The 20,218-nt window shown below is 46.2% G+C and carries 21 protein-coding genes; 20 read left to right on the forward strand and 1 reads right to left on the reverse strand.

Annotation, left to right across the window (positions count from 1 at the left end):
- Positions 1-3: 3 nt before the first annotated feature.
- Entirely contained in the window at positions 4-159 is a 156-nt protein-coding gene (locus MKX75_RS06195) for a hypothetical protein (RefSeq protein WP_167350832.1), read from the forward strand.
- Between the two features lie 97 nt (positions 160-256).
- Here MKX75_RS06195 and MKX75_RS06200 read toward each other — a convergent pair whose 3' ends face one another.
- Complete coding sequence (locus tag MKX75_RS06200) at positions 257-625, reverse strand: helix-turn-helix domain-containing protein (RefSeq protein ID WP_047841965.1); 369 nt, start codon at positions 623-625, stop codon at positions 257-259.
- A 347-nt stretch (positions 626-972) separates the two neighbouring features.
- On the opposite strand from MKX75_RS06200, the gene MKX75_RS06205 reads away from it, so the two are divergent.
- The 19 genes from MKX75_RS06205 (at position 973) to MKX75_RS06295 (ending at position 20,205) form a co-directional block, all read left to right on the forward strand.
- Positions 973-1,407 (forward strand): hypothetical protein, encoded by a 435-nt coding sequence (locus tag MKX75_RS06205; RefSeq protein WP_062833035.1) that lies wholly within the window; start codon positions 973-975, stop codon positions 1,405-1,407.
- A gap of 155 nt (positions 1,408-1,562) precedes the next feature.
- Complete coding sequence (locus MKX75_RS06210; RefSeq protein ID WP_062833036.1) at positions 1,563-2,321, forward strand: CpsB/CapC family capsule biosynthesis tyrosine phosphatase; 759 nt, start codon at positions 1,563-1,565, stop codon at positions 2,319-2,321.
- 32 nt (positions 2,322-2,353) lie between these two features.
- Complete coding sequence (locus MKX75_RS06215) at positions 2,354-3,109, forward strand: Wzz/FepE/Etk N-terminal domain-containing protein (protein ID WP_211175593.1); 756 nt, start codon at positions 2,354-2,356, stop codon at positions 3,107-3,109.
- Positions 3,090-3,767 carry a CpsD/CapB family tyrosine-protein kinase gene (locus MKX75_RS06220; protein ID WP_062833038.1) on the forward strand — a complete coding sequence of 226 codons (678 nt, stop codon included), beginning with the start codon at positions 3,090-3,092 and terminating at the stop codon, positions 3,765-3,767. The genes MKX75_RS06215 and MKX75_RS06220 overlap by 20 nt, the downstream gene beginning before the upstream one ends.
- 186 nt (positions 3,768-3,953) lie before the next feature.
- Entirely contained in the window at positions 3,954-4,856 is a 903-nt protein-coding gene (gene galU / locus MKX75_RS06225) for a UTP--glucose-1-phosphate uridylyltransferase GalU (RefSeq protein ID WP_062835918.1), read from the forward strand.
- A gap of 35 nt (positions 4,857-4,891) precedes the next feature.
- The gene (locus tag MKX75_RS06230; protein WP_235599463.1) at positions 4,892-5,551 is read left to right on the forward strand and encodes a sugar transferase; all 660 of its coding nucleotides are present in this window, start codon (positions 4,892-4,894) and stop codon (positions 5,549-5,551) included.
- A 34-nt stretch (positions 5,552-5,585) separates the two neighbouring features.
- Complete coding sequence (locus tag MKX75_RS06235) at positions 5,586-6,962, forward strand: O-antigen ligase family protein (protein ID WP_076331941.1); 1,377 nt, start codon at positions 5,586-5,588, stop codon at positions 6,960-6,962.
- Entirely contained in the window at positions 6,959-7,417 is a 459-nt protein-coding gene (gene pssD, locus MKX75_RS06240; protein WP_036611329.1) for a PssD/Cps14F family polysaccharide biosynthesis glycosyltransferase, read from the forward strand. Before MKX75_RS06235 ends, pssD begins: the two co-directional genes overlap by 4 nt.
- Positions 7,414-7,893 carry a PssE/Cps14G family polysaccharide biosynthesis glycosyltransferase gene (pssE, locus tag MKX75_RS06245; RefSeq protein ID WP_076331942.1) on the forward strand — a complete coding sequence of 160 codons (480 nt, stop codon included), beginning with the start codon at positions 7,414-7,416 and terminating at the stop codon, positions 7,891-7,893. Before pssD ends, pssE begins: the two co-directional genes overlap by 4 nt.
- 37 nt (positions 7,894-7,930) lie before the next feature.
- On the forward strand, positions 7,931-8,998 hold the full coding sequence (locus MKX75_RS06250; protein ID WP_339168909.1) for a glycosyltransferase family 4 protein: 1,068 nt from the start codon (positions 7,931-7,933) through the stop codon (positions 8,996-8,998).
- A gap of 21 nt (positions 8,999-9,019) precedes the next feature.
- Entirely contained in the window at positions 9,020-9,964 is a 945-nt protein-coding gene (locus tag MKX75_RS06255) for a glycosyltransferase (protein WP_339168910.1), read from the forward strand.
- A gap of 11 nt (positions 9,965-9,975) precedes the next feature.
- Entirely contained in the window at positions 9,976-10,998 is a 1,023-nt protein-coding gene (locus tag MKX75_RS06260; protein ID WP_062833044.1) for a glycosyltransferase, read from the forward strand.
- Positions 10,999-11,041: 43 nt separating this feature from the next.
- Positions 11,042-11,947 (forward strand): glycosyltransferase, encoded by a 906-nt coding sequence (locus MKX75_RS06265; protein WP_339168911.1) that lies wholly within the window; start codon positions 11,042-11,044, stop codon positions 11,945-11,947.
- 8 nt (positions 11,948-11,955) lie between these two features.
- The gene (locus MKX75_RS06270; protein WP_062833046.1) at positions 11,956-13,332 is read left to right on the forward strand and encodes an oligosaccharide flippase family protein; all 1,377 of its coding nucleotides are present in this window, start codon (positions 11,956-11,958) and stop codon (positions 13,330-13,332) included.
- A complete protein-coding gene (locus MKX75_RS06275; protein WP_062833047.1) occupies positions 13,319-14,347 on the forward strand; it encodes a polysaccharide pyruvyl transferase family protein in 1,029 nt (342 codons plus the stop codon). Before MKX75_RS06270 ends, MKX75_RS06275 begins: the two co-directional genes overlap by 14 nt.
- The gene (locus tag MKX75_RS06280; protein ID WP_062833048.1) at positions 14,344-15,726 is read left to right on the forward strand and encodes a sugar phosphate nucleotidyltransferase; all 1,383 of its coding nucleotides are present in this window, start codon (positions 14,344-14,346) and stop codon (positions 15,724-15,726) included. The genes MKX75_RS06275 and MKX75_RS06280 overlap by 4 nt, the downstream gene beginning before the upstream one ends.
- Positions 15,727-15,758: 32 nt before the next feature.
- Positions 15,759-17,090 (forward strand): UDP-glucose/GDP-mannose dehydrogenase family protein, encoded by a 1,332-nt coding sequence (locus MKX75_RS06285; RefSeq protein WP_339168914.1) that lies wholly within the window; start codon positions 15,759-15,761, stop codon positions 17,088-17,090.
- Between the two features lie 13 nt (positions 17,091-17,103).
- Positions 17,104-18,024 carry an LCP family protein gene (locus MKX75_RS06290; protein WP_339168916.1) on the forward strand — a complete coding sequence of 307 codons (921 nt, stop codon included), beginning with the start codon at positions 17,104-17,106 and terminating at the stop codon, positions 18,022-18,024.
- Positions 18,025-18,036: 12 nt separating this feature from the next.
- A complete protein-coding gene (locus MKX75_RS06295; RefSeq protein WP_339168918.1) occupies positions 18,037-20,205 on the forward strand; it encodes a hypothetical protein in 2,169 nt (722 codons plus the stop codon).
- Positions 20,206-20,218 lie beyond the last annotated feature (13 nt).

A 20,218-nucleotide genomic window follows, 5' to 3' on the forward strand; every position in this document is an offset into this window, starting at 1 on the left:
GGAATGAATATGAAGCATCCAAACAGGGGCGATCGTAAGCCGACAGGTAAACAAGTCGAAGCAACCCAGATGGACATCATGAAGGTTTTACTGCAATGCGGAATCGACCCGGAGCGTTGGAACCAATTCGTATCCTCCGTCAACAACAAGCGTCCTTGACACAATAGACAACCATGGAATGGAGGGAATTCAAGACACCAAAAAAGCCCAGCAGCCGGAGAGTACATCTCTCGGGAACTGGGTCTTCTTTTCGGGTTTAGTCCATGCTGCGTTCCATTCGGACAAAAGCAATAAAACGACGTGCCTCTTCTTCCGTTAAGGACTTACCATCAATCATCAGATCGAAGCGCTCCAGCACTTCCTTGTCCGATAACTCCAGGGTGTCAACGAATTCACGTACGTCTTCATCCATCACGACATCACTTTGCTTCGTACGTCCAATGAGATAATCAATGGACACGTCGAAGATGTCGGCAAGTCTCGTTAACACTTCGAAATCCGGTTTACGTCGGTTCTTCTCGTAGTGGGAGAGAGCAGCTCTTGTAATATGAATGGAGCTCGCAAGTTCTTCTTGAGTAAGTCCCCGCTGTTCCCTTAATTCAGCAATGCGATTTCCGTAACTCATAAGCTATTTCCCCCTGAACGACATCAAATATATATTGAAACAATCCTGAGCCAAGTTTTTGATCAGGGCAGCTTTCCTGCAAAAGAGTAACTCCTCATGCGTTTCCTTCAACCATTTCCATTTGTAAATAGGTCTGTCTAAGGACATCTCAAATTGTCGTAAATCAAAAGAACCATGTCCAAATACCGCTTGACATGATACGTATTGTATCGTAAATTGGACGTATGGAGTTACAAAATGTATCATTTGGAATATTTTAAGTATCTCCTAGTTGCCTCCACCATATACCTGTGAGAAGGAAGTAGAGGCAGTCCATGTAGGCTAATCCATTCTAAAGGAATGAAACCATGAATTCAATAATTCAGGAATGGGCTGATATGAAATTAAATGTCCATATGTACATTCAGGAGTTTCATGGGAAAATGGTAGACCGCAAAAGACGCCCCGTTCTGTTACTTGGAATGGACACGCAAGCGATTACCTTTCTGAGCGACCTGAACTTACCAGTATCACCAGAAGTGCTCATTGGTTTGGATGTTGAAGATCATCATGTATGTGTAAGACTTCACGCAAGGTTGCAATGGAAACAGCCCTTCGGAGAGCTCACAATGTATCATTCAAACTTGCATATTCAGCACGAACAGAAACTATATATAACTGGACAGTTAAACGCAATGCTTACTGAGGTTCAGTTTAAGGCGGTTTCCCGTTTTCAGTATGAAAAGGCGACAGAGCAAAGGGCCCTGCAAAAACCCTATCATTACATTGATTTCACCATATAATTCCAGGTCGAATCTTAACATTTTCTGAATAAAACATGCACTTAACGCCATTTTACTATATTTCATAGCGTTATGCATTAGTTCTTTAACACCAAAAGCATTTGCGCAATGAATAAAAGGGCGAGGGGGATCATACTATTTCAGGAAGTTTGGATATGGTTGAAATGCACTGCCACATATTATCCGGTCTGGATGATGGTCCTGTTCGAATGGAGCAGTCCGTTGCGATGGCTGAGAAGGCGGCAGCCTCAGGAATTACCTCCATTATTGCTACTCCGCATCACCTGAACGGGCAATACAACAATGAACCGATGGTGGTCAATCAGGCCGTGAACCTGCTTCACGCAGAACTTCGCAAACGTAATATTCGCCTGGAGATCCGTCCCGGACAGGAGATCAGGGTGCATGACAACCTGATTGGAGACTTATATGCAGGGAAGTGCTGCACACTCGCCGGAAGTCGTTACATGTTGCTGGAACTGCCCTTTGGTCATATTCCCTCACAGTTCCCCAGGATACTGCATGAATTACGAATAGCGGGAATTACCCCTATTATTGCTCATCCGGAACGCAATCGTGTCATTTTGAAGAAGCCAAAGCTGTTGGCTGATTATTTGAGTCAAGGTGGGTTATGTCAGCTCACGGCTCAATCTTTCACAGGGCTTTTCGGTCGAAAAGTTCGGCAGTGGTGTTTTCATTTTTGCAAAGAAAACGGGTTTCATTTCATTTCATCAGATGCGCATGATACGTGCAAAAGGACGTTTGCCATAAGTGAAGGAGAGCGAGTCATCGAGCGTCGATTCGGAGCCGAAGCCGTCAAAAAGCTGGCAGAGAATGCATCTCACATACTATCGAATTCGAGCCTGGTCACAGAACGCTGGAAACCTCGCAAATGGCTGCTGTCCATCTGGTAGTTACATAGGTTTGATCACAACGTATAGGAGGAATGAAAGTGGAACTTAAAGGATATTTTCGACTCTTACAAAAGAAACTGTGGTTGATTGTTGCAATAGCTTTAATAGCCGGTGTGGGTGCAGGGGTCAAAAGCATTTTTTTCACTCAGCCCATCTATGAGGCAAGTTCCAAACTGATCGTGAACCAGACTTCTACCGTTCAAGGTCAGGCGATGATGGATTTCAGCATGATTCAAACCAACATCAAACTCATTAACTCGTATAGAGAAATTATTAAATCTTCCGCCATTATGGATAAAGTCGCTACCACGTATCCGGACTTGGGCTTAACCTCTGCTCAGCTCATGAATAGCACCTCCGTCTCTACAGCCAGCGAATCCCAAGTGATGAGCATAACTGTACAAGGGACTACCTACGAAAAAGCCGCGAAAACGGTTAATGCCATCTCCAACGTGTTCCAATCTCAAATCCCCCTGATTATGAAAATCGATAATGTGGCTATCCTCAGTGAAGCAAAAGTGGATAGTAACGTACCTCCAATCAATATGAAAACCACATTAAGCATCATTGTCAGCCTGTTCGCTGGTCTTGTACTTGCGATTGCGCTCGTATTTCTGCTGGACTATCTGGACGATACATTCAAATCCGAAACCGAACTGGAAAAAGAGCTGGGGCTTCCTGTGCTTACAGTGATATCCAAAATGAAAAAAGATGATCTGAAAAATACGAAAAATTACGTATCTCAACAGAAAGTGGGGGATGGCAAATATGTCGCGGCTAACCAATGAAAATAACAGTCTGGTGACCTATTTTAACTCCAAATCTCAAATCTCGGAGGGATACCGTAAATTACGGACCAACATCCAGTTTTCTTCGATCGACAGTCATATCAAAAAAATTATGGTGGCTTCGGCCGAAGCCGGCGAAGGAAAGACCACAACCATTAGCAACCTGGCGGTGACCTATGCCCAGGAAGGCAAGAAAGTTCTGCTGATCGATGCGGATCTGCGTAATCCTTCTTTGCATCAGGTGTTTTCCGTACCGAATCATGTCGGTCTCAGCAGCGTGCTGTCTAATCAGTACAGTGTGGATGAGGTGCTCAGAGAAAGTTATATCGACAATCTTCAGTTGTTTACGTCTGGCCCAATTCCGCCGAACCCATCCGAGATGATCGGTTCCAAACGAATGATCAAGCTGATTGAGGAGTTAGAGGATCAATATGATGTCATCATGTTTGATACGCCGCCGGTGCTCGCAGTAACGGATGCACTCATTGTGAGTTCGTTGTGTGATGGTGTGCTGCTGGTCGTGAACTCGGGCAAGGTCAAGAAGGAATTGGTCAAGAAGACCAAGGCTGCTCTGGAACATGTGAATGCACGAATTCTGGGCGCGATCTTGAATAATATCAAAAACGCTGCAGTTCCGGTGGGCTACGGAGAGAAGTAAAACTTCCATCTGATGTTCCCGAAGAAACAGGTAATGTCTACTGCACCTTTATCACTGTAGGCACTCGGTCATGCTGTGGGTTCAATGAACCTTAGACGTTAATCGTCAAAGGTATGACGTGAGGACGGGTTAGATGCCCTGGTTCAACTTTTATCAAACTAAAAAAAAGAGGATAGGGTGGTATTTATGAAAAAAGTGAGAAAAGCAATCATTCCTGCAGCTGGACTGGGTACTCGTTTTTTGCCAGCCACGAAAGCGATGCCTAAAGAAATGCTCCCTATTGTGGACAAACCAACTATACAGTATATCGTTGAGGAAGCCATTGCCTCTGGAATTGAAGACATCATCATCGTAACCGGTAAAGGGAAGCGGGCGATTGAAGATCATTTCGACAACGCTTTTGAACTGGAACACAACTTGTTGGAAAAAGGCAAACTGGGCCTGCTTGAAGAGGTCCGCAAATCTTCTAATGTGGATATCCACTACATAAGACAAAAAGAGGCCAAAGGACTTGGTCATGCTGTCTGGTGTGCACGTAACTTTATCGGTGACGAACCTTTTGCCGTGTTGCTCGGAGATGATATCGTCGTATCGGAAGTGCCGTGCACCAAACAACTGATTGATCAATATGATCAGGTTCAACAATCCATTGTTGGCGTACAGACCGTACTTGCTGAACAAACAGACAGATACGGCATTGTGGACCCGTTACAATCGGATGGCCGTTTGACAGAGGTTCTCAGATTCGTAGAGAAACCTGCCCAAGGCACAGCGCCTTCCAACCTGGCGATTATGGGGAGATACGTACTGAGTCCAGAGATTTTCGAACATCTGGAGCAACAGGAGATTGGTCAAGGGGGAGAGATTCAATTAACGGACGCGATTCAGCGTTTAAATGAGACACAAGGAGTGTATGCTTACGATTTCGAGGGAGTACGTTATGACGTGGGCGAGAAACTGGGATTCATTTTGACGACCATCGACTTCGCTCTGCAAAAACAGGAACTTAGAATTCCAATGCTGCAAGCTCTGCAACAGATTCTGGAAAAAGAGTCGGTAGAACATGTAGCCGGGGGGGAGTTTGAATGAGTCCATCTCCCCAAACGAAGGAAGCGGAGATCGTTATGGACCCAAGTCTGGGGTACAATGCATCAACGATGGCAGGACAAAATGCAGATAAAGTGTATCTATTTATGAAAAGAATGCTCGATTTGCTGGGTTCTTTCATAGGTTTGATCATTTTGTGCCCCTTGTTTGCGGTCATCGGAATACTGATCAAAATCGAGGCCCCGCAGGGGTCTGTTTTTTTTCGTCAGGTACGGGTCGGACAGAATGGGAAAGAGTTTCATATGTACAAATTCAGGTCGATGGTTGCGAATGCAGAAGATCTGCTGGAACAGCTGATTGACCAGAATGAAGTGAATGGGAACATGTTCAAAATGAAAAATGATCCCCGCATTACACGGATTGGCAAGTTTATTCGAAAAACCAGCCTGGATGAGCTGCCACAGTTGTGGAACGTGTTCCGAGGAGAGATGAGTCTCGTTGGACCCAGACCGGCTCTGCCCAGAGAAGTGCAGAATTACACTTCGTATGACAGACAGCGCCTGCAGATGATTCCGGGATGTACGGGATTATGGCAAGTTAGTGGTCGAAATAGTGTCGGTTTTGATGAAATGGTAGAGCTGGATCTGACGTATGCCCGTGAGCGCAATATGATGGTGGATATCAAAATTATCTTCAGAACGTTCAGGGTGCTGGTTGGTTCGAAGGATGCGTTTTGAAACACGATTCTGGCTTTGAGGTGGCATAGCAGATATGCAAAAGACCGGTATACTTGCTGCATTGAATATGAAGTCGTTTAATATCATTCTTTTTTCGCTGGTAGTTATCTTCGCAGCAATCTATCTTCCGCTAATCTCGGTTGTTGCACTCATATCTGTGATTCTGCTGGGCGTTTATATTAAACAGCCCAGCTGGATCTTTATGATTCTCATCGTAAGTTTCTCATTGTCTATTGATAAAATATTTAGCATTCACCTTGCAGGACTGGATTCGCTGTCCTTCTACAAGCTGGCGATCCTGGGCTTCGTCGTCTCTCTTTTTTTACGCTTTGGTATTCGCAAAGAGATGATCTATCCTGCACTGGCGATCGGTTTTTTATTTGTGGAGAGTTATTTTCTATCGGACCTGCCTAGTAAGGTTAGTCCAATAGATCCATTCAAGGCCTTTCTGGGCGTTATTGTTCCATTTTTGTTGCTGATGCCCCATTTTTCCCGAGAGATCAGCCAGCGAATCATACGTGTACTTGCCTGGTTGCCGCTGTTCAGTCTTGCTGGTGGTTATATTCTGCAACTGGCCGGCATATTGTCCATTACTAACCTGGAGATGTCCGGAGTAACCCGATTACAGGGAGCGAACATCGCAGCGCATCTGGCGATGTTGTGTTTTATCTCGATCTGCGTCTGTCTGATTCAGATCAAGCAAGGCCATCAGGTTGTTCTGTATTACATGCTTACCTTGACTCATCTGGTCATTCTGGTCCAGACGGGAACAAGGGGGCCGCTTATTGCGCTGATTCCAATTATTCTGGTCTATCTTTTTGATCAACTGAAAGCCTTCATTAAAGGCAGAGTTAGTGCCATCATTCCTCTCATTCTGTTCGTTGTCGCTGTGGCCTATATGGTCATTGCGCAGTGGGACAATTATGAGATGAGGTCAGAGAGCAAGGGCTTGTCGGGAAGAGATGTAGCCTGGAATTATTTTATTGGCAAAGCGAATGAGTATCCGATATTTGGACGTGGGCTGGGCTCGACTCTCGTAGCCAATGATGGAAGTATCTTTTCTGGCTTCGTCGTTCCGCATAATGAATACATTCGTTTTTATTACGATGGCGGGTTAGTTGGAGCCATCCTGTTGTTTCTTTCACTGCTTCTGGTGTTCCGGGCCGTATACCTCCGATTGGGCGGCATGATCCGGTTGTATTTTGCCGGCATGATTATCGGTTTCCTGACGTATTCCTTTTTTGACAATACCCTGTCTACCGTTCATCTGATTGCTCCATTCTGTATCTTCCTGAATGCATTATATGCTACGGGAAATGGAGTCCGTACCAAGTCAGGGATCGAAGCAAAAGTCGATGTACAGGTACAGCGAGCGAAGGACGTATCCTTTTCAAAGGAGATTAGAACATGAAGGTCTGTTTGATCAGTTCTACAGGCGGTCATTTTGATGAACTAACCAAAATTATTCCTGCAGTTGAAGAACATGATTATTTCCTGATTACGGAAAAGAACAAAAGCAGAAAAGTAGATTCGGCACAGGGCAAAGTATACTTCTTAATGCAGCAAGAGCGTAAGAATGCGATGTTTTTACTAATTTTTGTGGCTAATATTATCAAGTCGTTCTTTCTATATCTGCGTGAGCGCCCAAAGGTGATCATTACAACAGGGGCGGGAGCCACATATCCTTTTTGCCTCATCGGTAAAATCTTCGGTGCCAAGCTGATCTACATCGAAAGTTATGCCAAAATCTATTCCTCCAGCGCAACCGGGAGATTGATGTACAAAATCTCGGATGAGTTCTTCATCCAATGGGAAACGTTGCAGGATAGCTATCCCAATGCGAAGTACAGGGGGGCTTTATTTTGATATTTGCTATCGTTGGAACGCAGCGCTTTCCATTCAATCGGATGTTCGAGCTTATTGACGAAGCGATTGACGCGGGCATTATTGTAGAAGAGGTTGTCGCCCAATCCGGATATACGGAGTATCAGCCGCGAAATTTCACTGTGATTCCTTTCCTCACGCAGGAAGAGATGAATGAATATGTGGAGCGCAGCAGATGCATTATTTCTCATGCAGGTGTCGGCTCCATCACGAATTCACTCGAACGTGGCAAGCCGGTTATCGTCATTCCACGCCGGAAAGAATGGGGCGAGCATGTGGATGACCATCAGCTTGAGATCTCCAAGGTTTTTCAGGAAAACGGTTATGTGGCCGTCGCGGAGAGTCAGGCTGAATTGCAAAAGCTGATTCCTTGCATAGAGGAGCTGACATTTCAGCCCTATGTGAGAAAACAGTCTGATCTGATCTCGTCCATTAAAAATTACGTCAATAGTCTGTAAGTGCTCTAAAGATTAACCAAGAAAAAAGGAGTCTATCATGAAACCAAAAGTATTGGTTGTTGGATCATCCTTGAAGGATATGGGCGGAATTGTGAGTGTCATCAAAAACATTGAGGATTCTTCGATCTCTGAAATGTATGCCATGCAGCGGGTCGAAACGTACATCACGGGCAGCGTGTTCTCACGGCTGCTTATTTTTATACGGGGATTCATTCAATTCTGGATGAAGCTGTACACGTTCAAGCCGGATATTGTTCATATTCATATGGCAAACAACGGGAGCTTTTATCGGAAGTCTCTATTTCTGCTAACGGCTAGAAAGTTGTTTCGTAAGTCAGTCATTCTGCATATTCATGCGGCCAGCTTTGATGAGTTCTACAATCAGTTCGCTCTGCAGCGCAAGTATTGTCACTACATTCTGAATCAGGCAGACAAGTTGATTGTCTTATCCCAGACGTGGAAAGAATACTTTGCTACGATTGTGCCGGAGACAGCCATTGAGGTTCTGTATAACGGTGTCTTTGTCAAAGAACCGTTTGCCAGAGAACAACAGGCAGCCGTTAATGCGCTCTTCATGGGCAGACTGGGTGAGCGAAAAGGAGTCTACGATCTGCTTCAGTCCATACAGCAATTGAAGGCGCTGGGCGTTACAGCTACCTTCAATCTGGCGGGGGATGGCGAAGTCGAAGAAGTCAAAGCGCTTGTACAGCAGTATGGAATAGAGGACAGTGTCAACGTACTCGGCTGGATTAACGGAGAGCAAAAGGAAAAGCTGATGCGGGAAGCGGATCTACTGGTCCTGCCTTCTTATCATGAGGGATTACCTATGGCCATACTTGAAGCAATGAATTGTGGCTTGCCCATTATATCGACCACCGTCGGAGGCATCCCCGAAGTGATTACAACGGGTCATAATGGGCTGTTAATCGAGCCGGGAGATGTGCACGGGCTAACATCAGCACTGGAATATCTCATCACGGATGGAGAGGTTAGAGCAAGAATGGGTTCACATAACAGAGCGATTATATCGGATAAATTTGATATGAATCTTCTCGTAGGCAGATTGTCAGGAATATATGATGCACTTCAAGTGAAGGTATCCTAGTGAACAGGAAAAGGTGATGAAATGAACCCCTTGGTATCTTGCATCATTACGACCCATAACCGGGCCGAGTTATTAAAAAATGCGTTAAGAAGTGTGCGTGAGCAAACACATCCGTATCTGGAGATCTTCATTGTGGATGATGGTTCAGAAGATCAGACGCCGGATATCTGTCAGGCTTGGACCCGGGAAGATTCACGGATTCGGTACATCCGGGTTCCGTTTCCCAAAGGAGCCAATCATGCACGGAATGTGGGGATATCCCATGCCAATGGCAAGTACATTGCATTTCTGGATGATGATGATGAATGGATGGCTGACAAAATTAAAACCCAGGCGGAAGTGCTGGAGCGCACACAGGAATCATTCACCTTTTGCAGCAAGTATCTTGCATACACGAACGAGCAGCATCAGGTGGTCAAACGGAAATTGTCGGTGGAACCTCGCGATGTTGTTCGGTATGAGGATCTGCTTACATTCAACTGGATCGGGGAAACGTCTAAAATCATGGTACTTACCTCACTGGCGCGTGAAGTTCGATTCGATGAGAATCTAACATCCGCTCAGGATTACGACTTTTATCTGCGCATATTGAAGCGAGGCTATATCGCCGTGAATGTGAAAGAACCGCTGGTGGATATCAACATCCATAGTGGACCACGAATTTCAACCTCTACAACGGCCAAGTACAAGGGCCAACGCAAGATTATTTTGAAATACTACAACGATATGTCCAAGGAACAGAAGCGCCGTCAGTTACACCATTATCGAATGCTCGAATGGTCGAGAAATACGCTTCGCAATAACGTTTATTTGAGAAAAGCACTGTCGCTGTATCCCTGGTGGAAGGATTGGGTGCTGCTCAAGCGTAATACCAAGATCATGATGCAAGGATTTTTGATGAGATTCCATGCAAGACGCGCAGTTGGAACGTATACAGAGGAACCTGTGCGAATGAAACTAAAGTAAGAGGTGCCTGGATGGAGAATCCGACGGTGTATATGCTGCCGAAGATGATTGAGAACAATAAATTCAACGAGCTGTTATCCGATTCCATTGAGAACAAGGGATGGGAAGTGAAGCAGTTCACCAAAAAAGATCTAATTAAACTGAAAAAAAATGATGTGCTGCATTTTCATTGGCCCAGCTTCTATTACAGAGGTTCATCCGTGCTGGCAACAGTGATCAAATCCATTTTGTATGTATTGATGATCTGTTTTGCACGCTTGCGCGGGGCCAAATTGTTCTGGACGGTGCATAACATCTGGCCTCACAACACCGGCAAGACGCGGTTCGATTATTGGATGAGAAAAATTCTGGTCCGAAATTGCTCCAAGCTGATTGTCATGGGCAAACCCCTGATCTCCGAAATCTGTTCGACGTTCGGGATTGATTCTAGCCGGATCGAGGTTATTCCTCATGGACATTACAAGGGAGTGTATCAGGGGAAAGGCGTGAATATCCGTTCCCGGTTTGGCATCCCGGAGGATAGTTATGTATATGCGTTCTTCGGTCAGGTCTCGCCGTACAAGGGCGTGGATGATTTGCTGGAGGCATTCAAGGATCTGAACTCTGATCAAGCCCATCTGTTGATTGCCGGTAAAAAGGTGAAGGACTACGATCTCGGTGAAGAATTTCTCGAGAGCGGACATATTCATACCCATTTTCATTTTATTGAAGATGATGAATATTCGGACTATTTTGAAGCAGTGGATTCCATCATCCTTCCCTATAAACAGATTGCGACTTCAGGCAGCGCGATTCTGGCACTGACCTTTGGCAAACCGGTTGTAGCGCCAAGGATTGGTCTGCTGGAAGAATATCTGCCGGAAGATTGTGCAGTGCTCTACGAACCCTCCGATCCGGATGGATTGCTCAAGGCGATGAATATGATCCGGTTAAAGCAATCGGAGTTCCAGGAAGGCAGTGGTTTTGTCAAAGCGCTGGAGCGGCTGGACTGGCCAGTGATTGCCCAAAGGACACTCACCCTGTACTCCAGCTAGTACAGATGAGAGAGTGGACCTAATTCAAAAATATGGGGATGAAATGATGAAGGTAACCGTCGCAATCTGTACGTATAACCGTGCACATGATGCGGTAGAGGCCATACGAAGTGCAATACAACAGAATTACGCAAGCAGCGACTACGAGATCATACTTATTGATAACAATTCGAAAGACAACACGCGGGAAATCGTGCTTCAAACGATCTTGCAGCATGATAACCATTCAATCCGGTATGTGTTGGAAGAAAAGCAAGGCTTGTCGGTAGCCCGTAACCGGGCCATTCACGAGGCTCGCGGCGAATATATCCTGTTTCTTGACGATGATGCCTTTGCTTGCAGGGACTGGATTCGCCAGATCGTCAGCGTATTTGAGATGAGTGAGAGCATTGGGTGTGTCGGTGGCAAGATTGATCCGATCTGGGAAGTGCCAGAACCGATGTGGATTCCACCCGAGAACAGGTCACTGTTCACCATTCTGGATTTTGCAGATGAAGTAACTGAGATGAAAAGCCCCTATATTCCATTTGGTGCGAATGTAGCTTTTCGGTTATCGGTCTTCGATCAACTGGCTCCCTTTCGTGAGGACCTTGGCAGAGTGGGGAACAATCTTCTCTCCAGTGAAGAGAGTGAGTTAATTGCAAGAATACGCACGAAGTTCAAGGTATATTACACGCCGTATGGTGCTGTACAACATAAAGTAGCGAAAGAGCGAACGACGAAGAACTGGTTCCTGCGCCGAATCTATTGGCAGGGTGTGAGTGATGCCATTCGGGATCAGGATCGTGGTGTTGTGCGTACGGCCAAACATGGCATTAAGCTTGCGCAAGGGATTACAACGGCACTGATCTACATCTATAATACAGATCGGTTCACACGTCAGCTTGCCAAAGTATGTTACAGAAACGGCATGATCGTTGGGTCGCTTCGTCAAAACAGTAAGGGATGAGGATCGCTATGGCGCAAGTTGCACTTCGCAAAGTATTCAGAGGAAACGGCTTAATGAGTGCCATATTCCAGACAAGTGGAACCAATCTGCTAGTCATGACACTAACGATGCTGTCTTCCATTTTGACGTCACGCATGTTCGGCGTAGAGGGGAAGGGCGCATTCTCGGCTATCCTGTTCTGGCCTGCGCTATTAACCGGATTGGTCGGGTTCGGACTACCGACATCCATCATTTATAACATCAAACAAAGCGCAACCGAGAAGAGTGCGCAGTATGTTCGGTTAAGCTTTCTCTTTCAGGTTCCGGTATGCATCATCATCGGTATAGTTGCCTGGTTTGGATTACCCTTCTGGCTTTCCAGCTTTCCGCCAGAGGTAGTGCAGATATCCAGATGGTATACGATTGCTACCGTTCCTGTACTCATTGTCATCAATCTCATATCAGCCCTCTCGCAGAGTCGGGAGAAATTCGCTGTATATAATGGCATTCGGTTAATGATCCCCCTGTTTAATGTAGGCGGGCTTTTTGTGTTATGGGGCCTGGGCATGCTGAGCATTCAGCTCGCGGCTGCGATCTATTTTGTAACAAGCTTCTCCGTGGTGGCGTGGGCTATCTATGCCAACCGTAATGAGTTGAGACTGAGATGGTTCAAGGATCGGGTGGATCAGAGTTCGGCCAAGAAGCTTTTCGGTTATGGAAGCAAGGTGTATGGCGTTGAATTGTTAGGAACATTGTATACCCAGTTCGATAAAATCATTATTTTGGCTTTGCTCACCCCGCGTGATTTTGGACTGTATTCCGTCGTATTCGCGTTATCGAGAATCTATAATGCCGTTCAAACGGCGATAAGCAATGTTGTTTTTCCGAAAGTGACTGGATTGCCTCAAGAGCAGATTATTCGAACGGTTGGCAGAGCCTTCCGTATCTCGCTCATGGTCATGATGATCATTGTAATACCCACCATGTTTGTGGGGAACTACCTGATGGGTCTCCTATTTGGCTCCGAATTTCTGGAAGCGAGCGTCGCATTTTATATTTTGGCTGTGGAATGCATCATTGGTGGTGGCTCCTGGATTCTGGCTTCCGCATTCAATGCACTGGGTCGGCCAGGGCTTGTGATGATCAGACAGCTCATTGCACTCTCAGTGACGGTGGCCTTGTTCTTTGTGTTCACCCCGCTATGGGGGCTTAACGGCATTGCAATTGCTTTGCTGATCGGGTCCATTGTACGAATGGTAGTTACTGTAGCCGCGATGAAGATTGTATTTAAGGTGAAGTTTGCCGCTATGTTCTATGACAAGGAAGATCTGCCGTTTCTCTATGAACGGTTAAACAAAAAAAGAAGAAGAGTCACCCAAGGAGGAGATGGAGATGCTGGGCACTAACAATATTCATCCAATGGAAGAGTTGAAGGGACATTTACGTCAGATTTTGAAGGTCATTCCACCGCGTACCGAAATCTATTATCTGGATTACCCGGTGCATAGCAATGGTGGCGACTTGTTGATTATGAAAGGTACTGAGGCTTTCTTCCGGGACAATGATATTCAAGTACGTGCCAGATACAGCATTCTGGATTGCCCTTTGTCTCTCAAGGTTCCGGAAGGCATCACGATTGTGTTGCACGGGGGAGGTAACTTTGGTGACTTGTACCCTGCCCATCAGAAATTAAGAGAACGAATGATTGCCCAGCATCCCAATCACCGGATCGTCATTCTGCCACAGACGATGTTTTACAAGAGTGATATTGAATTGAAAAAGACAGCCCAAGTATTCAATCGTCATAAGGATGTGCACTTTTTTGTCAGAGATACATTATCTTATGAGATAGCCAGTAAAGAATTTCAACAAACCAATGTGTATCTATCACCGGATATGGCACATCAATTGTGGCCTTTGAAGTCCAAGAGCCAGCCTACTGCAGAGATGCTGTATTTCTTCCGTAAAGACATTGAGAAGACTCAGAATCAGGTGCATTACGAATCCGTCAGTGGACCCAAGGCCACGTTTAAAGACTGGGAAACATTGTACAACCGGGTCGACCGGAAGATCATTCGCATGATTACATCCCGGTTGAAGTCAGGGAAAGGTAGCTCTTTCGCCCGCTGGTTGTGGTACAAATACTCTGATCGGATGGTACATACGGCCATTAAGGAATTCAATAAATACCAAACCATCACCACATCCCGTCTGCATGGACATATTCTGGCTTGTCTCCTCGATCAACCGAACATTCTGCTGGATAATTCATATGGCAAGAACTCGAATTATTATGCAGCCTGGACGAAGAGCAATCCAGCAGGAAGACTCGAATCCAATCAGACTAGCACATATAACAAGCAAACCGAGACCGGCAAGGGAGCAAGTACGGTTGTTCTCTCGGATGGTGCAGCCCTATGAGAAGTATTCTGTTATCCGGCGGTTCTGGCAAGCGTCTCTGGCCGTTATCCAACGATTCCAGATCCAAGCAATTTCTTAAAGTGCTTCACGGGCCTGAGGGAAGTCCGGAATCTATGGTACAGCGAGTATGGCGACAGTTGAATCATGCCGGACTTGCATCAGAGGCACTGATCGCAACCAGTTTGCCACAGGTCGAGATTTTGACTTCTCAGCTGGGAGACGATGTGAGACTGGTCGTGGAGCCTGAGCGCAGAGATACGTTTCCTGCGATTGCGCTCGCAGCCTCTTATCTGTATTCCGTAGAGAGTGTGAGTCTGAATGAGACCATTGCAGTCTTGCCAGTCGATCCTTTTGTAGAAAAAGAATTCTTTGAGGTTATGGCAACCTTGCCGGAGATGCTGGATAAGTCTGGTGCTGATCTGGCCTTAATGGGGGTTGTGCCGACGTACCCGTCAGAGAAGTACGGATACATCATTCCGCAATCCCTGTCTTCCAGTGAAAATAACAATGAATACGTGAATGTAGCGAAGTTCCAGGAGAAACCCTGCGAATCCGATGCGGCCCTTATGATGGAGCAGGCCGCATTATGGAATTGCGGGGTTTTTGCTTTTAAGCTGGGTTATTTGATCAATCTGCTGATTGAGATGGAACTGCCGATCCAATATGACGAAATGCTGAAGCAATACGGAAGATTGAACAAGATCAGTTTTGATTACCAGGTTGTCGAGCGAGCCAATCAGATTATCGCCATTCCTTATAACGGCTTCTGGAAAGATCTAGGCACGTGGAACACACTCACGGAAGAGATGGGAACTTCGGTGGTAGGTAAAGGATGGATCACGGGAGATTCCCTGAATACTCACCTGGTCAATGAATTGAACATCCCGGTTGCGATATTGGGCTTGTCGGATGTGGTGGTAGCTGTGAGTCCGGATGGCATTCTGGTCAGTGACAAAGAGGCTAGCCCACGCATTAAGGAAATCTTGAAGAATGAGGATCAACGTCCCATGTACGAGGAGCGCAGATGGGGTTGCTACCGGGTGCTGGATTATACAAGAAACGAATCTGGCGGCGAAGTTCTCACCAAACGAATCTGCATTAGTGCCGGGAAAAACCTGAGTTATCAATATCATTTGCTTCGCAATGAGGTATGGACGGTTGTATCGGGAACAGGGGAATTGATTCTGGATGGGCAGAGCCGAATGATCGGGCAAGGAGACACGGTGGTCATTGATCGGAGTATGCTTCATTCGGTCAGAGCCGTTACGGAACTGGAGATCATCGAAGTGCAGATCGGCAGCCAACTGATTGAGGAAGATATCGTTAGAGTATCTACCGAATGGCAGGATATTGTTCAGACATATGTGAAGCACGCGTAACCAACACATTAGGACATGGGGGAGATTATGGAATGAATATTACGGTGATTGGCACAGGCTATGTGGGTTTGGTATCGGGCGTATGTTTTTCGGAACTGGGAAATAACGTGATCTGTGTCGACAACAATGTTGAAAAAGTGAATATGTTGACGGATGGTCACGTACCTATCTATGAACCGGGTCTCAAGGACATCATGAATACCAATATGAAAGCGGGAAGGCTGTCCTTCACCACTAACATTCAGGATGCCATCAGTCGTTCGGATATTATTATCATCGCGGTCGGAACGCCGTCCCTGCCGAATGGCGAAGCGAATCTGAGTTTTATTGAGCTTGTCGCGCGAGAAATAGGTTCTTATATGGATAATTATAAAATAATAATGACTAAAAGCACTGTTCCTGTCGGAACGAACGATCGCATTCAGGAATGGATCAGTAGTTTGACGAGTCACCCGTTCGACATGGCATCGGTACCTGAGTTCCTGCGGGAAGGCACTGCTGTGCAGGACACACTGTATCCTGACCGGATAGTCATTGGGACACATAGCGATCGGGCAGTTGCCACGTTGAAAGAGCTGCATCAGCCATTAACCGATCAGATTATTGTTACGGATATTCGCTCGGCCGAAATGATTAAATATGCATCCAACGCTTTCCTGGCAACCAAGATCTCGTTTATCAACGAAATCTCTAACATCTGTGAAAAAGTAGGAGCAGATGTCAGCCGCGTTGCCGAAGGCATGGGATATGACAGACGAATCGGTGCTTCCTTTCTCAAGGCAGGCATTGGTTACGGAGGTTCCTGTTTCCCCAAGGATACACAAGCTCTAATTCAAATTGCAGGTAATGTGGATTATGACTTCAAACTGCTGAAGTCCGTGGTGGAAGTGAACAAGGATCAACGCTTCAACGTCATTCGCAAACTGGAAGACGCACTTGGTTCACTCGAAGGGAAGGAGATTGCGATCTGGGGACTCGCCTTCAAGCCGGATACCGATGATGTTCGTGATGCTCCGGCGATTGAGATTATACAGCGTTTGCTTGAGCAAGGAGCAGTGATTCGGGCGTATGACCCTATCGCGACCGAGAACTTCCGCAAAGAGGTGGATTCCCCATCCATTACGTGGGAAGATCGTGCAATGAAAGCGGCGGAAGGCGCTGATGCGCTCTGTGTCCTGACCGAGTGGAAAGAGTTCATGGAGGTTAATCTAACTGATTTGGCAGCGCATATGAATCACCCCATTCTCATTGATGGAAGAAACATCTACGGAGAAGAACAGATCAAAGACACGTCCTTTCAATACTACTCCGTCGGTCGTCCGGGTCTAACCAATATCGATGGAAGAAAAACGGCAGTCATCTGACGGAGGCCATAACATGAGACGCGGGATCAAAATAACATTAGGTGCCATTTCCCTTATTGCAGTTGTCATGATTGGATATTCGGTGTATCTGTATCTGCATGTCAAATCAGCGGCGGATCAAATGTATGAACCCCGGGAACCCATCAAGCAGGTATCCATTGTAGACCAGAGGGGCGGGGGCGATTTCCCTGTGGACATGGAGAATGAAGAACCTTTCAATGCTTTGATCCTGGGTGTAGATGAACGCTCCAATGATCGGGGGCGCTCCGACACCATGATTGTATTGAGTGTTAACCCTGCGAAACAATCCGTACTTATGTTCAACATCCCCCGGGATACCAGAACAAGTATTGTGGGACATGGCACGGAGGATAAGATTAACCATGCCTATGCCTTTGGTGGCGTTAACATGTCTGTGCAAACAGTGGAACAATTGCTCGATGTTCCCATACACTACTACATGAAAGTGAATATGGAGGGTTTTGCACAGGTCATCGACATGGTGGGTGGTGTGGATGTGAATAACCCGTTTGCTTTTGACTATGAGGGCTATCGGTTCGAGCAGGGGAATATCCATTTGGATGGCGCAGCAGCATTGGGATTTTCACGAATGCGTTATGATGATCCGAAGGGAGATCTCGGACGCAATGACCGTCAGCGGGAGATTATCAAACAGGTGTTGAAAAATACAGTTCAGGTATCCAACGTGTTGCAACTGGAGACGTTGCTGGACGAAGTCAGTGCTCATGTGAGAACCGACGTTACCTTTGATGAAATGAAGCAGATGTTCTCCAATTACCGGCCGGTGCTGGATCATATCGAATCTGTTGAGATTAAAGGCACGGGCAAGAAAATAGACGGAGTGTATTATTATATCGTGGAACAATCGGAACGAGACAGGATACATCAGATGATTGAACAACATTTAAAATGATCAGATAGGGCGGTGAACCAGATGCGTATCTCCAGGCTATTGAAATTATCCCTGATTGTGCTACTAATGTATATGCTCATGATACCTGCAAGTACAAACGTTGTTCAATCAGCTCAAAGCTATCAATGGAAAAATATACCTATTGGTGGTGGGGGGTACGTTACGGGAGTGCTCATTCATCCGACTGAGCCTGATCTGGTTTACGCTCGAACTGACGTTGGAGGAGCCTACCGGTTGGATGCAGCTTCAGGAGATTGGATTCCACTACTTGATCATTTCGGAGATGAGGATAGCAATCTGTACGGCGTGGATGGCATTGCGCTGGATCAGCAAAACCCCAATGTCGTGTATATCGCGGCTGGGAAGTACGGCAATGTGGGACCAAGCGATATTCTGAAATCTACAGACCGAGGAGAAACCTGGATTCGAACCGGACTGAATCTTCGGAATGAATCAAATGGAAATATCCATCGAGCCATGGGTGAAAGCATCGCTGTTAATCCAACGAACTCCAATTACTTGCATGTCGGTACGCGATATGATGGATTGTACACCTCCAGTGACGGTGCAGCAACGTGGAGCAAGGTGTGGGATGTACCGAGCGGGCTGTCCGGTGAGGGTATACGGAGTGTAGCCTATGGATTAAATCCCGTAACGAAGCAAGGCCAGGTTGTGTATGCAGGGGTTCGCGGCATTGGTGTGTATAGCAAAGCACCAAGAAGCAATGGGCAGACCACCTGGCAACTTACAGGGAGAAGTCCTGAATATCCTGCGCGTATGACTGTGGCAAAGAACGGAACGCTGTATGTTACCACTGATAATCAGGGCGTCTATAAGTTCAATGGTGTGCAGTGGACGAATATCACGCCAAGTTCCAGCTACTCGTCTTATTATGGGATCACGATCGATCCCCAAAACGATAATCATATCTTGGCAGCCGTTCGAACGGGCGGAGATAATCTGCCACTGTATCGTTCGGTAAACGGCGGACTGAGTTGGACAACAGTAAGCAAAACGCTGGTATCCAAACCATCCTGGTGGACACCCAACATGTTTTTCTCAGCGACATCCAGTATCAAGTTCGATCCACATAACCCGGGCACCGTATACGCTACAGACTGGTTTGGTGTGTACAAGACGGAAAACATCAATGGTACCAATGGATTGACTGGCAGTACTGCGAGTACTTGGGAAGCCATTACCGATGGTCATGAAGAAGTTGTCGCACTCACCGCATCCACACCACCTCAGGGTGTTTCATTTTTTAGTGGTTTAACGGATCAGGTCGGATTTAGACATAATAATGTAGACGATGTTCCTCTTAATAAAATCCCGCTCGCAGGTATGCGAGAAATTGTGAGTATTGACTATCATGAGGCAAATCCGAATTACATGATATTTCTGGGAAGCAGTGACTGGTATGGTACGACCACACGCTTATTTGTCTCTTCCAATAACGGAGTTACAGCAACCCCGGTAAACGTTCCGGCAGGCTCTACACTGGGGCGGGTGGCCTATTCAGCCATCAATCCAAATGTAATTGTTTATTACCCCCAGACCGGTAATCCGGTCAGAAGCACGAACCGTGGCGCAACATGGCAAAATATGAATGGTGCCCCATTTCAGGCTATTGGGGGGAATATGGTCTTCGCCTATAATCATCCACTGGCTGCCGATCGCATCAATGGATATAAATTTTATATGTATGCTGCCGGTTATCTGTATCGGTCTACGGATGCAGGAGCCAACTGGTCCAAAGCGAATACGGTTCGCCTTCCTATTAATACGGATATTAATACAAGCTTCATTAAAGTCGAGGCTGCACCTGGGGTGGCGAATAATGTATGGGTGAGTCTGGGAACCGATGGATTATATGCATCGACGAACTCGGGAAATACATTTTCCAAGATCCAGGGTGTGCAGAATTCCAAATTATTTGCCTTTGGTAAAGCGAAGCTAGGTAAATTAGTTCCAGCTGTCTATGTATATGGCACCGTAAATAACGTGAATGGATTCTTTCGTTCTGATGATATGGGGGCAACCTGGAACAATATAGGTCCTTTAGGTGCTGGAATTGGGCTGGGCAATGAACCGCAAATTATGGCGGCAGACCGGCAAATCTATGGTCGGGTATATGTAGGGACGAATGGCAGAGGCATGTATGTTGGTTCATTAGAATAAAGAAAGAGATATG

The organism is Paenibacillus sp. FSL R5-0341 (assembly GCF_037975235.1).
Classification (GTDB): domain Bacteria; phylum Bacillota; class Bacilli; order Paenibacillales; family Paenibacillaceae; genus Paenibacillus; species Paenibacillus amylolyticus_A.

Coding starts and splice junctions, on each gene's coding strand:
- MKX75_RS06215 (WP_211175593.1), top strand. CDS start 2,354: ATGAAAGTGGAACTTAAAGGATATTTTCGACTCTTACAAAAGAAACTG.
- MKX75_RS06285 (WP_339168914.1), top strand. CDS start 15,759: ATGAATATTACGGTGATTGGCACAGGCTATGTGGGTTTGGTATCGGGC.
- pssD (WP_036611329.1), top strand. CDS start 6,959: ATGAAGGTCTGTTTGATCAGTTCTACAGGCGGTCATTTTGATGAACTA.
- MKX75_RS06235 (WP_076331941.1), top strand. CDS start 5,586: ATGCAAAAGACCGGTATACTTGCTGCATTGAATATGAAGTCGTTTAAT.
- MKX75_RS06230 (WP_235599463.1), top strand. CDS start 4,892: ATGGACCCAAGTCTGGGGTACAATGCATCAACGATGGCAGGACAAAAT.
- MKX75_RS06260 (WP_062833044.1), top strand. CDS start 9,976: ATGGAGAATCCGACGGTGTATATGCTGCCGAAGATGATTGAGAACAAT.
- MKX75_RS06250 (WP_339168909.1), top strand. CDS start 7,931: ATGAAACCAAAAGTATTGGTTGTTGGATCATCCTTGAAGGATATGGGC.
- MKX75_RS06195 (WP_167350832.1), top strand. CDS start 4: ATGAATATGAAGCATCCAAACAGGGGCGATCGTAAGCCGACAGGTAAA.
- MKX75_RS06220 (WP_062833038.1), top strand. CDS start 3,090: ATGTCGCGGCTAACCAATGAAAATAACAGTCTGGTGACCTATTTTAAC.
- MKX75_RS06290 (WP_339168916.1), top strand. CDS start 17,104: ATGAGACGCGGGATCAAAATAACATTAGGTGCCATTTCCCTTATTGCA.
- MKX75_RS06265 (WP_339168911.1), top strand. CDS start 11,042: ATGATGAAGGTAACCGTCGCAATCTGTACGTATAACCGTGCACATGAT.
- MKX75_RS06210 (WP_062833036.1), top strand. CDS start 1,563: ATGGTTGAAATGCACTGCCACATATTATCCGGTCTGGATGATGGTCCT.
- MKX75_RS06270 (WP_062833046.1), top strand. CDS start 11,956: ATGGCGCAAGTTGCACTTCGCAAAGTATTCAGAGGAAACGGCTTAATG.
- MKX75_RS06275 (WP_062833047.1), top strand. CDS start 13,319: ATGCTGGGCACTAACAATATTCATCCAATGGAAGAGTTGAAGGGACAT.
- MKX75_RS06255 (WP_339168910.1), top strand. CDS start 9,020: ATGAACCCCTTGGTATCTTGCATCATTACGACCCATAACCGGGCCGAG.
- MKX75_RS06280 (WP_062833048.1), top strand. CDS start 14,344: ATGAGAAGTATTCTGTTATCCGGCGGTTCTGGCAAGCGTCTCTGGCCG.
- MKX75_RS06205 (WP_062833035.1), top strand. CDS start 973: ATGAATTCAATAATTCAGGAATGGGCTGATATGAAATTAAATGTCCAT.
- MKX75_RS06200 (WP_047841965.1), bottom strand. CDS start 625: ATGAGTTACGGAAATCGCATTGCTGAATTAAGGGAACAGCGGGGACTT.
- galU (WP_062835918.1), top strand. CDS start 3,954: ATGAAAAAAGTGAGAAAAGCAATCATTCCTGCAGCTGGACTGGGTACT.